General features: G+C 42.1%; 16 protein-coding genes. All 16 read left to right on the plus strand.

Annotated features, from left to right (window positions below; translation table 11 throughout):
- The first annotated feature begins 50 nt into the window (after window positions 1-50).
- The 16 genes from aroQ to folD all read left to right on the plus strand — a co-directional run bounded on the left by aroQ (window position 51) and on the right by folD (window position 11,998).
- Window positions 51-515, plus strand: a complete 465-nt coding sequence (gene aroQ, locus JNUCC1_RS16385) for a type II 3-dehydroquinate dehydratase (RefSeq protein ID WP_156646602.1) — start codon at window positions 51-53, stop codon at window positions 513-515.
- Window positions 496-1,563: a M24 family metallopeptidase gene (locus JNUCC1_RS16390; RefSeq protein WP_156646604.1), complete on the plus strand. Its 1,068-nt coding sequence runs from the start codon at window positions 496-498 to the stop codon at window positions 1,561-1,563. The genes aroQ and JNUCC1_RS16390 overlap by 20 nt, the downstream gene beginning before the upstream one ends.
- 29 nt (window positions 1,564-1,592) lie before the next feature.
- Entirely contained in the window at window positions 1,593-2,150 is a 558-nt protein-coding gene (efp, locus tag JNUCC1_RS16395) for an elongation factor P (RefSeq protein WP_156646606.1), read from the plus strand.
- Between the two features lie 187 nt (window positions 2,151-2,337).
- Window positions 2,338-3,366: a stage III sporulation protein AA gene (gene spoIIIAA, locus JNUCC1_RS16400; protein WP_156646608.1), complete on the plus strand. Its 1,029-nt coding sequence runs from the start codon at window positions 2,338-2,340 to the stop codon at window positions 3,364-3,366.
- Window positions 3,263-3,775, plus strand: a complete 513-nt coding sequence (gene spoIIIAB, locus JNUCC1_RS16405; RefSeq protein ID WP_156646610.1) for a stage III sporulation protein SpoIIIAB — start codon at window positions 3,263-3,265, stop codon at window positions 3,773-3,775. The genes spoIIIAA and spoIIIAB overlap by 104 nt, the downstream gene beginning before the upstream one ends.
- 18 nt (window positions 3,776-3,793) lie before the next feature.
- The gene (gene spoIIIAC, locus JNUCC1_RS16410; protein ID WP_156646613.1) at window positions 3,794-4,000 is read left to right on the plus strand and encodes a stage III sporulation protein AC; all 207 of its coding nucleotides are present in this window, start codon (window positions 3,794-3,796) and stop codon (window positions 3,998-4,000) included.
- Between the two features lie 6 nt (window positions 4,001-4,006).
- Window positions 4,007-4,399, plus strand: a complete 393-nt coding sequence (spoIIIAD, locus tag JNUCC1_RS16415; RefSeq protein ID WP_156646615.1) for a stage III sporulation protein AD — start codon at window positions 4,007-4,009, stop codon at window positions 4,397-4,399.
- 29 nt (window positions 4,400-4,428) lie between these two features.
- Window positions 4,429-5,604, plus strand: a complete 1,176-nt coding sequence (spoIIIAE, locus tag JNUCC1_RS16420) for a stage III sporulation protein AE (protein ID WP_156646617.1) — start codon at window positions 4,429-4,431, stop codon at window positions 5,602-5,604.
- Between the two features lie 10 nt (window positions 5,605-5,614).
- A complete protein-coding gene (gene spoIIIAF, locus JNUCC1_RS16425) occupies window positions 5,615-6,235 on the plus strand; it encodes a stage III sporulation protein AF (protein ID WP_156646618.1) in 621 nt (206 codons plus the stop codon).
- Window positions 6,232-6,807: a stage III sporulation protein AG gene (spoIIIAG, locus tag JNUCC1_RS16430; protein WP_331713833.1), complete on the plus strand. Its 576-nt coding sequence runs from the start codon at window positions 6,232-6,234 to the stop codon at window positions 6,805-6,807. The genes spoIIIAF and spoIIIAG overlap by 4 nt, the downstream gene beginning before the upstream one ends.
- 77 nt (window positions 6,808-6,884) lie before the next feature.
- Window positions 6,885-7,460: a SpoIIIAH-like family protein gene (locus JNUCC1_RS16435; RefSeq protein ID WP_156646620.1), complete on the plus strand. Its 576-nt coding sequence runs from the start codon at window positions 6,885-6,887 to the stop codon at window positions 7,458-7,460.
- An 838-nt stretch (window positions 7,461-8,298) separates the two neighbouring features.
- Window positions 8,299-8,808 (plus strand): acetyl-CoA carboxylase biotin carboxyl carrier protein, encoded by a 510-nt coding sequence (accB, locus tag JNUCC1_RS16440; RefSeq protein WP_156646622.1) that lies wholly within the window; start codon window positions 8,299-8,301, stop codon window positions 8,806-8,808.
- 10 nt (window positions 8,809-8,818) lie between these two features.
- Window positions 8,819-10,177, plus strand: coding sequence for an acetyl-CoA carboxylase biotin carboxylase subunit (accC, locus tag JNUCC1_RS16445; protein WP_331713834.1), 1,359 nt, complete (start codon window positions 8,819-8,821; stop codon window positions 10,175-10,177).
- Between the two features lie 35 nt (window positions 10,178-10,212).
- Complete coding sequence (locus JNUCC1_RS16450) at window positions 10,213-10,614, plus strand: Asp23/Gls24 family envelope stress response protein (RefSeq protein WP_156646626.1); 402 nt, start codon at window positions 10,213-10,215, stop codon at window positions 10,612-10,614.
- Window positions 10,615-10,755: 141 nt separating this feature from the next.
- Complete coding sequence (gene nusB / locus JNUCC1_RS16455) at window positions 10,756-11,136, plus strand: transcription antitermination factor NusB (protein ID WP_156646628.1); 381 nt, start codon at window positions 10,756-10,758, stop codon at window positions 11,134-11,136.
- Between the two features lie 13 nt (window positions 11,137-11,149).
- A complete protein-coding gene (folD, locus tag JNUCC1_RS16460) occupies window positions 11,150-11,998 on the plus strand; it encodes a bifunctional methylenetetrahydrofolate dehydrogenase/methenyltetrahydrofolate cyclohydrolase FolD (RefSeq protein ID WP_156646630.1) in 849 nt (282 codons plus the stop codon).

Below are 11,998 nucleotides of genomic sequence, written 5' to 3' on the forward strand. Positions count from 1 at the left end.
TATATGATAAACTGAAAAAAGCCATATTTTGTCTGGGGGAATGAGTCGAATTGAATCGATTACTGATGCTGAATGGGCCAAATCTGAATCTTCTCGGTGCTCGGGAAAAAGATATTTATGGAACACAGACACTTGCCGATATTGAAAGTGCTGTTAAGGAAACTGTTTTACAGGCAGGTTATGACATAGATTGTTTTCAGTCCAATCATGAAGGTGAGCTCATTGATCTACTTCATCAGGGGAACGGGGTATATGAAGGGATCATTTTTAATCCTGGTGCGTTCACCCATACGAGTATCGCCTTACGAGATGCGATCGCTGCGATTGATGTTCCAGTCATCGAAGTTCACCTGTCAAACGTTTATGCCCGGGAAGCCTTTCGCCATACTTCTGTACTGGCGCCTGTATGTATGGGACAGATTACAGGCTTGGGACCCGAGGGGTATCATCTGGCCGCAAAGGCATTAATGCACGTAAAGGGGAGGAGAGAATTCAATGTCAACACAAAAAATTGAAAAATTAAGAGAGCTTTTGGAAAAAGAGAGTCTTGATGCATTATTGATTACAAGTCCGGTGAACCGTCAGTATATGACCGGATTTACGGGAACAGCAGGCGCAGCAATTATCGCACGGGAGGGAGCAGTATTTATAACGGATTTCCGTTATACAGCCCAAGCAACAACCCAAGCAAAAGCGTATACAGTCATCGAACATAAACAATCACTTGAAAAAGAAATTAATCAGCAGCTGGCATCATTAAAGGTTAACACTCTTGGATTTGAAAAAGATCATGTGACTTATTCTCAATATGAACGCTACAGCCAGCTTTTAACCCCAAAGCTGAAAGCAACTTCAGGACTTGTTGAAGCGTTGCGGATCATTAAAACGGATGATGAACTGAATGTTATGCAAGAAGCTGCAGATATCGCTGATGCTGCTTTCGAACATATAAAAAACTTTATCAAACCAGGTGTCAAAGAAATTGATGTTTCCAATGAACTGGAATTCTTCATGCGTAAACAAGGTGCAACTTCCTCCAGTTTCGACATTATCGTAGCTTCTGGAGAACGCTCTGCACTTCCGCATGGGGTTGCATCAGACAAAGAAATACAGTCCGGCGAACTTGTAACGCTGGATTTTGGTGCGCTTTATAAAGGGTATTGCTCAGACATCACGCGCACCGTGGCTGTTGGTGATATCAGTGATGAATTGCGTCGCATCTATGATATTGTTTTAGAGGCCCAATTAAGAGGGGTAAATGAATTGAAGCCCGGAATGACTGGCAAAGAAGCCGATGCTCTGACACGGGATTATATCAAGGAACAAGGTTACGGTGACTACTTTGGTCACTCCACAGGACATGGGCTTGGTATGGAAGTTCATGAAAGCCCTGGTTTGTCTTATAAAACAGAACAAAAACTCAAGCCAGGCATGGTCGTTACTGTAGAACCGGGTATTTATGTTCCCGGTGTTGGCGGCTGTCGTATTGAAGATGATCTTGTTATGACAGAAACAGGATGCAAACGCCTGACGAATTCATCCAAGGCATATACACAGCTATAGAGTTATTATGACTTAAAGGAGAGAAGTGCATGATTTCAGTAAACGATTTTAAAACAGGATTAACCATTGAATATGATGGAAATATCTGGCAGGTCATAGAGTTTCAACATGTGAAACCTGGAAAGGGAGCCGCATTTGTCAGATCGAAACTACGTAATTTGCGCAACGGTAATATCCAGGAAAAAACGTTTCGCGCTGGCGAAAAAGTGGGCAAAGCCCATATCGAACATCGCAAAATGCAATATTTATATGCTTCCGGTGACATGCATGCTTTTATGGATACAACAACTTTTGAACAACTTGAAATTCCGGCGACACAAATTGAACATCAGTTACACTTCATCAAAGCAAACATGGAAGTGTCTGTTATGACATATGAAGGAGAGGTTCTTGGTGTTGACCTGCCGAAAAACGTAGAGCTTGAGGTCGTGGAAACTGATCCCGGCTTGAAAGGTGATACCGTGAGCGGCGGTTCTAAACCAGCAACACTTGAAACCGGTCATGTCGTCCAGGTGCCATTATTTATTAACACAGGCGATACTGTAGTTGTTAACACGAGTGACGGTAAATATATGTCACGTTCCTAATAGCCAATATCAAACGAACCAGGATAAAAAAGCAGTTCTTTCCCATTTGGGGAAGAACTGCTTTTTTTATTCTTTAAAAAAAGAAATCAAATCGCATGTTGTGTTTAGGAAGTTGGATTGATATGGTCATAAATCGTTTATACGCGCATATATTTGTTTGTAAAGTGGCCGGAAGGAGGGACATGCCATGATTGAAATTCGTCGTTTATTTCCAGCATCCATAGAACAAGCGATCTCGCAGCATGTCAATTTGAAATGGGACATATTACAAGAGATCCGTATTAGAGTTGGCCAGCCAATTGAATTGATATTTGATGATGGCTACATTTCAATTAAGAATCCGATACCGGCTGCAAACGACGCCAAACACATTATGAATAAATTGAGTGCTTTTTCGCTTTATAGAATGGAAGAGGAGCTGCGTCATGGATATGTCACCATTGAAGGCGGGCATAGAGTAGGTCTTGCTGGAAGTGTCAATACAATTGATGGTTATGTGAAAGCCATACAGCACGTCATGTTCTTTAATATTAGAATCGCCAAAGAGAAAAAGGGATGTGCGCTTCCTGTTCTCCCACATCTGTATAACCAAGGTCTTTATAAAAATACGTTGCTTATAGGACCGCCGCAAACAGGTAAAACAACATTGCTTAGAGATCTGACCAGACTCATATCAACTGGATGGAGCGATACAGCAGCTCAAAAAGTCGCTGTTATTGATGAACGCTCTGAACTTGGCGGGGCTATTAAAGGCATTCCTCAGCATGATCTCGGCTTCCGGACAGACTTATTGGACGCTTGTCCGAAAGCAGAAGGCATGATGATGGTGATTCGTTCCATGTCTCCAGATGTCCTTGTGGTTGACGAAATCGGCTCAGATGCAGATGTGAAGGCATTAATGGAAGCCTTGAATGCCGGAGTGTCTGTCATATGCTCTATACACGGCTACACACTAGAGGACATCAAGAAGAGGCCTTCTCTTAACACTTTATTCAACCAGAGTGTCTTTGAACGGTTTATTGTTTTGAACAGACATCATCAACCTGGAAAGGTCGGGGCAATTCTTGACCAACAGGAGCAAAACGTCGTGGTGCAAAAGAGGTGTTCAGAACATGATGTGGATTGGCGCGATTCTTTTAATCGGCACCACAACATTGGCAGGTTTCGACGTCAGTCACCGGCTGCAAGAAAGGCCAAAACATATTCGACAACTTAAAAATGCTCTGCAGGTTCTGGAAGCAGAAATCTTATATAGCCAATTGCCTTTGCAGGACGCTTTTAATATGGTCGCCAAACAAGTTCCGAACCCAACCGGGAATTTCTTCGCATCATTAAGTAAAAGGCTTGAAACATTGCCGGATCATTTCGGAGATCTCTGGGAACAGGAATTGAGTCAATTTATGCATCACGCCTGTATAAATCGGAATGATCGGGAAATCATGATGCAGTTTGGGCGAACACTTGGCCAGCATGACTTCGAACAACAGCAAAAACATATTTATTTAGCGAACAGCCACTTAGATCGAGAACTTGAGGAGGCACGGGACAACCAGATTAGGTACGCGAAATTAGCCAAAAGTCTTGGTGTCTTGTTTGGATTATTTATCGTGCTGCTGCTCATTTAGAAGAAAGGAGTCCATCCCATGTTGTACGATGCAACCATCTTATTTCAGATTGCAGGAATTGGCATCATAGTGGCTCTCATTCATACGATTTTAAAGCAAATGGGAAAAGAGGAAATTGCTCAATTCGCCACACTGGTGGGATTCGTGATTGTGCTGCTGATTGTAGTCAACAGCTTATCTAACCTGTTTCAACAAATTAAATCAGTTTTCCTCTTTCAGGGGTAAAGGGATATGGGTATCGTGCAAATTGTAATGCTTGGAATGATTGCCAGTCTCCTTTACTTGGTCTTGAAAGAGACTAATGGAACCTTTGCTCACTTTCTGATCATTATAACCAGCATCATTATTTTTGTAATTGTGATCAGCCAGATTGGCTCAATTTTAGATCTGATTCATTCGTTGGGCCAGCGTGCAAACATCGACGTCATGTATATGAATACCATTTTAAAAATTATTGGCATCGCCTACATTGTGGAACTTGGGGCAAACATTACCAAAGATGCAGGTTTAGGATCAGTAGCAGCGAAAATAGAGTTAGCAGGGAAAGTTTTCATCATCATATTGGCCATTCCTATTATCACAGCTGTAATTGATGCAATTCTTGGTTTTTTGCCTGCCGTGTAGGTAATCGTCTCAGGAGGGGATGCATCTGTATGAAGTGGACAAAGTATCTAATCGCAACCTTGATAACATGCTGCATCCTGCTTATGAATTCTGTTGTAATCTTTGGTGAGACAATGCCAGATGAGAAGAAAAATGAAATGACTGAGGAGATTAATCTAGATGGTATTCAAACCTATTGGCAGAAGATCGTTCAGGATTATGGCCCTTATATTGATGGGTTAAATAAAGGACCTGTTTCTGAAATGATTAAAGGTGATGCCTCCATTTCTTTCAAGAACATTTTCTACGGCTTACTTGAATATTTGTTTCATGAACTGATTTTAAATGGGAAATTGATGGGTTCCTTATTGCTATTGACGTTATTTTCAGCTGTTCTTCAAACAATGCATAATGCTTTTGAAGGAAGCACAGTGAGTAGGGTGGCATACTTTGTTGTTTATCTGGTTTTGATTTACTTGGCTTTGAACAGCTTTTATCTCTCTGTGACATATGCCAAGAATGCCATTGACGGAATGAGTGGATTCATGATTGCCCTGATTCCCCTTGTACTTGGACTAATGGCTACTTTTGGACAAGTTGTATCAGTTTCATTTTTCCATCCCTTCATCATATTTCTGATCCATTTGAGTGGCATTATTGTATCGCGGTTTATTATGCCTTTGTTATTTCTATCTGCATTGATGCACATCGTAAGCAGTCTGAATGATCGGTATAAAGTGACACATTTAGCTGACCTGTTCAAAAATGTTGCCCTGGGAGTGCTCGGATCATTTATGACGATTTTCATAGGTGTGATGTCTGTTCAGGGGGCAGCAAGCGCCATTCAAGATGGCGTGGCAATGAAAACGGCTAAATTTATAACAGGCAACTTCATACCCGTCGTAGGGAGAACATTGACGGATGCAGCCGATACAATGCTGAGCGCTTCCTTGTTGTTGAAAAATGCCGTTGGAGTGGTCGGTCTCGCAATCCTCGTGATGCTGGCTTTGTTTCCTGCCGTAAAGATATTTGTAATTGCCTTTGTTTACAAACTATCTGCTGCTCTACTTCAACCGTTGGGGGACGGACCGGTTATTACCGTAATGAATACCATGAGCAAATTTATTGTTTACATCCTGGCTTGTTTATTGATTGTCACGTTTATGTTTTTCTTGGCAATTGCCATTATTGTCATTTCCAGCAATATTACCTTGCTTTTAAGATAGGTGGTTTAATATGGATGCGATCATACAATGGGTTTCGCAAATTATTATCTTTATTTTACTAGCCACCATTATTGATTTGCTGATCCCTCAAACAGGGTTAAAAAAGTATATTAATCTCGTTGTTGGACTGATTTTAATTTTAATCTTTTTAAAGCCTGTTTTTCATATATTTAATATGGACATACAGGAGGCGTTAAGCCGCTCGTACAAACAGATCGAGCAACAAGAAATAAATCTGGTGGAATCAGAAAAAAAGATGGAATTTCAAAAAAAGGATATACAAGCCTCCCAAGATGCATATATTTTAGAACAGATGGCAAGCAGATTAAAAGAATTGGCTGATCCGCCTTTAAGAAACGGTGTTCATTATGAAGTTGCAGATATTAAGTTTGAATTCAAGGGCGGAACTGAAATGACGCTTGAAAACATGGAAACATTGATTGTTTTTGTTAAACCATCAGAAAGTCAGGAGGGGGTCGTCAAACAGGTAAATGAAATTGAGATTTCCACTAATGATGAACATATACAAGAAGAGTCACTTCCTAGTGACGAGATTAAAGATATTCTACAGTCAACCTGGGAAATTGAAACAGACCGGTTGGAAATTGTCTGGGGAGGGGGGATAAATTGAAGAATTTCTTTAAAGACTTTTTTTCTGGAGAACAAGGCGGGCGTGACACTGACGGAAAAACGTCTAAAAAAACACGTTATCTCATTATTATTAGCTTAGTTGGTCTGCTTTTCATCATTGTGGGAAATGCTTTTTCAAAAACCGATGACAGTTCTTCCTCAGAACCGCCGGATACTTCACCACCGGAAGAACAGAGTACACAGTCAAGCCCTCCGCAGGCGGAAAAAGGAACGTCGAATATCGGCGAACTTGAACATAGTTATGAGGCGGATTTAAAAGGGTTGCTGGAACAAATTGATGGGGTCTCGGATGTGCGCGTAATGGTGAATCTTGATTCAACCGACGTTAAGATCTATGAACGTAACCTTGTAACCGGAAAGCAGACAACCCAGGAGGAGGATACCAATGGGGGAACACGTTTGGTGGAAGATCATACCGAGGATTCTCAGACCGTGCTTGTCAGAAAGGGAGATCAGGAAGTACCACTTTTAGTTCAAACGAAAAAACCTGAGGTAAGGGGGTTCTGGTTGTCGCGAATGGAGTTGACCACGCTACTGTTAAGCAGTGGGTAGTTGAATCCGTATCAAGGGTATTGGATGTACCCACACACCGGGTTTCAGTATTGCCTAAAAAACAAGGGGATAAGTAAATGTTGAAAAAACAAACTGTATGGCTGCTCACAATGCTAAGTCTGATGATCGTTTTAAGTGTATATTATATTATGGCAGATCCGGATGAATCTGCGTTTGATCCTAGTGGTGATGATATAACTGAATCAGAAACTGCGGCTCCTGGAACTGATGGAGATGATACTGAAGCAACCGATTCAGAAGATGTTGATGTGGAAAATACATCCGCTGCTGATAGCAATGAACTGTTCACCATGCTGCGGATGGAAATTCAGGACGAACGCAGTATGAAAAAAGATAGATTAAAAGACATTGTAACATCAAGTTCAGCGTCCATTGATGAAAAGAATCAAGCTTTTGAAACAATGGACCACCTCGATGAAACAAGCAAGAAAGAAGCGGTGTTGGAAAAGTTGATCGGCGCTGAAGCTGAAAATTATAAAGACGTTTTTGTTCGCTCGGACGATGATAAAGTAGATGTTCATGTAATGGGCACAGAACTTTCCAGGGAAGAAGTTATTAATATCATGAAAATGGTTGAAGATGAATTTGGAGAAGTTACAGTCAATGTGAACCAAGGGACGTCAGAAGGATAAACACTTGAAAAGGTGCCTCATACCGGGCACCTTTTCAAATGGGGAAAAATATGAGGTTCGCATTGAAAGCGCAATATTGATATAATATGATGCAGTTGGTTAATGCACAACCGTTTTTCATAGATTGTTGTTATGATGGTAGACATAATAAATAAGGTTTTATAACTACTAATAGGCACTTTATATCTTTAAACGAGCACCGTGATTTCCGCTACGGAAATTCGCTTTAACTTTATCACAGCTCAAGTGCGACATCTGTTCAAGAAAACCACTTTCACAGTGTCTTCTAGCCGCGGGCACGGCCTCAGCCTCCTCGAGGAAGACCACCTCTGCGGGGTCTTCGGACTCGTGCTGTTCCCGCAGGAGTCGACTTTCCTCCGCTCCAATCACTCTATGTAATTCAGAGGCTTGGACGGTTCTGTACACACATTCATCTGAGGCATTTACACGCTCCACCCAAGCTCGGGGAGAACAGGGAGACTCCAGCGGGAGGACAAGCCTCGGTGAGACCCCGGAGCGTGCAATAGGGGAAGGAAGGCTAAAACAGCGACGTCAATCGCCACTTCTTTATGACCAACATCCTGTGCCCCGAAGCTCAGCAGCGCCCGCGGAAAGCGGGGTATTTTCCCCGAGCGGTAGTTAGAAGCAGTCATTCCAAGTTTTAGTTGATTCTGAGTTGGTGTCTATTTTTGTTTGTGTTATGACAATGATCGTTGGAAAATGGTATTTGTAAAAGCTCTTGCCGGCTCAAGGTTGATGTTTGGTTTGTTTTTATCGTAATATAGGATTAGACATTAACATCTGTTATTAATTTTTGACTATGAAAGGATGCCAAATTATGCTTAAAGTCCAGGAAATCCGTGAATTGATCAAGCTGATTGATGAATCATCCATTGATGAATTTTCTTATGAAACGAATGGAACAACTATATCCATGAAAAAATCCTCAGGTGAACAAATTGTTAAAGCTGAGCCTGTTCCTGCAGTTGAAAAACGAGAAACAGCTGTTCAGCAAACTGAAGCACCTCAAACGGCCCCTGTTGAAAAACCAGCTGAGGTTTCACAAGAAGAACCAGTTGCAAATACACCTTCAAATGCCGTTGACTATGATCATGAAATTGTCTCACCGATGGTCGGAACATTTTATTCATCTCCTTCACCAGACAGTGACGTTTATGTCAAAGTCGGGAGCCAAGTTGAGAAGAGCTCCATTGTATGTATTGTAGAAGCCATGAAATTATTTAATGAAATTGAGGCTGAAGCAAACGGTGAAATTGTAGAAATCCTCGTAGAAAATGGCGAGTTAGTCGAATATGGCCAACCGCTTTTCAGGGTTAAAACAAAGTAGGGGAACTCTCGTGATTAAAAAAGTACTTATTGCAAATAGAGGTGAAATTGCGGTACGGGTTATTCGTGCCTGCAAAGAAATGGATATTCAAACTGTTGCTGTATATTCAGAGGCTGACCGTGAATCGCTGCATGTGCAATTGGCAGACGAAGCTTATTGTATTGGGCCAGCCGCAAGTAAAGACAGCTATCTTAATTTCACCAACATCATGAGCCTTGCCACATTGACAGATGTTGATGCGATCCACCCCGGTTATGGGTTTTTAGCAGAGAATGTTGATTTTGCGGAAATCTGCCGGGCTTGTAACATCACATTTATCGGCCCGTCCCCGGAAGCAATTCAGCAGATGGGCATTAAGGATGTTGCCCGCGAAACGATGAAAAATGCCGGTGTTCCTATTGTTCCGGGCTCAGATGGTGTTGTTGCAGATGTGGAAGAAGCGAAGACAATTGCTGCTGAAATCGGATATCCAGTTATCATTAAAGCAACAGCAGGCGGCGGCGGAAAAGGCATTCGAGTCGCTAGAGATGAAAAAGAATTGATAAACGGCGTTCAAATGACACAAAATGAAGCCGAAACCGCATTTGGGAACCCGGGTGTTTATCTTGAAAAATTTATAGAGGACTTCCGCCATGTTGAAATCCAGGTCATGGCTGATACTTACGGGAATGTTGTCCATTTGGGTGAGCGTGATTGTTCGATTCAGCGCCGGCTGCAAAAATTGATTGAAGAAACCCCATCCCCGGCCATTACACCTGAAATCAGGGAGAAAATGGGCCAGGCTGCCGTAAAAGCCGCTAAAGCAGTGGATTACGTCGGCGCCGGTACGATCGAATTTATTTTTGAACGACCGACACAATCATTTTACTTCATGGAAATGAATACAAGAATTCAAGTTGAACATCCCGTAACCGAAATGGTTACCGGTATTGATCTGATCAAGGAACAAATCAATGTGGCTGATGAGAAGGAACTTTCTTTTAAACAGGCAGACATTAAGTTCGATGGTTGGTCCATAGAATGCCGTATCAATGCCGAGAATCCATTTAAAAATTTCATGCCATCTGCCGGGCATATAGACATGTATTTGCCTGCAGGCGGTTTGGGTGTGCGAGTTGATTCTGCTGCATACCCCGGTTATCGTATCCCGCCCTATTATGATTCCATGGTGGCAAAATTAATTGTGCATGGCGCTACCCGTGAAGAAGCGGTGTCCCGCATGAAGCGCGCTTTGGATGAGTTTTTGGTTGAGGGAATCCACACGACCATACCTTTCCACAGGCTCATTATGGACCATGAGGTATTCGTCAGTGGAGATTTTAACACGAATTTTCTTGAATTATATCCTATTGAAGAAGAGAATGAATGATCCAAGCATTTATCTTAGCAGAGGAGAGTGGAAATATGAGTGACCAGCCATTATTGAATGTTAGTGACAATACGGATTTGGGCAAGGTCGAAATTGCTCCCGAAGTGATTGAAATTATAGCTGGGATTGCCGCCTCGGAAGTTGAAGGTTTGTCTTCCATGCGCGGGAATTTTGCGACCGGAGTTGTGGAGCGTTTTGGACGTAAATCACACAGTAAAGGTGTTAAAGTAGAACTTGCTGAAAATGGAATTGTCATTGACTTGTATGTTGTCATGAATTTTGGTGTTTCTATTCCGACCGTCGCACAAAGCATTCAAAACAATATCAGACAGTCACTTAAAACAATGACAGCTCTCGAAATAGAAGAAATCAACGTCCACGTGGTAGGCGTCCAAATGGAAAGCCAAAGCGATCATGAGGCAGAAGACACCGAGTAAACATAAACGATGGCCAGGGGATATCCTTTGGCCTTGTTTATTTGATCATTATGGGCTTATGGCCTGTCATTGTTGATTCTAGCAATACATAGGGGATCGTGTTATGATTTGAAAAGATATGATAAAAGGAGTTAATCAACAATGAATCGTCATACTGCAAGAGAAACAGCATTTCAGGTTATTTTTCAAATGGATATGAATGATATTGACCCTATAACAGCCATTCAGCAGTTTTTGGAAACAACGGATATAGATACTTTTTTGCAAACGTTGGTGGAAGGTGTTGTTTCCCATAAGGTGAATATTGATGAGACAATCTCCAGTCACCTTGAAAAGTGGACCATCGATCGTATTGCCCGTGTTGAAAAAACCATTTTGCGGATCGCTGTATATGAGATTCTGTTTATCGAGGATATTCCTGAAAGTGTTTCGGTCAATGAGGCAGTTGAACTGGCCAAAACATTCGGGGATGAAGATTCAAGCAAATTTGTCAATGGTGTATTATCTAAAATACTAGCTTAAAGGGGAATGAGCAATGGTAGCAGAGATCATCAGTGGGAAGGAATTGGCACAAAAGCTGCGAGAAGATATGAAGGTGGAGGTTGACCGGCTGCGAGAAGCGCATATTGTTCCACATTTGACGGTGGTCCTGGTGGGAGATGACCCGGCTTCCCGTTCTTATGTCCGGGGCAAGGAAAAAGCCTCCAGAGAAACCGGGATTTCATCTGATGTGATTGAACTCCCAACTTCCACTACCGAAGAGGATTTACTAAAGACAATCCACCAGTTGAATGAGGATGAGAATGTACATGGGATCCTTGTACAATTGCCGTTGCCTGACCATATCCGGGAGCAGCTTGTCATCGAAACAATCTCGCCGGACAAAGATGTTGACGGGTTTCATCCAATCAGTATTGGCCGGATGATGACTGGTCAGGATACGTTTTTGCCATGCACACCCCATGGTATCATCCAAATGCTTAAATCCAAGAATATTTCGATGACGGGCAAGCATGCTGTGATCATCGGAAGAAGCAATATTGTAGGTAAGCCTGTAGGACAATTATTGTTAAATGAACATGCAACGGTAACGTATTGTCATTCGAAAACAAAGGATTTGAAAGCTCTCACCACTCAAGCTGATATTTTAATTGCAGCTGTAGGAAAGCCGAACGTTATAAAGGCCGACCATATTAAAGAAGGGGCTGCTGTGATTGACGTAGGTGTCAACAGACTTGAGAACGGTAAACTGACCGGTGATGTAGATTTTGAAGCCGTTAAAGAAAAAGCGTCTTATATCACCCCAGTTCCAGGCGGTGTAGGACCGATGACAATTACAATGCTTCTTAAAAACACCATTAAAGCTGCTGAAGGACTGGATTAA

This window comes from Lentibacillus sp. JNUCC-1 (assembly GCF_009741735.1).
Taxonomy (GTDB): Bacteria; Bacillota; Bacilli; order Bacillales; family Amphibacillaceae; genus Lentibacillus_B.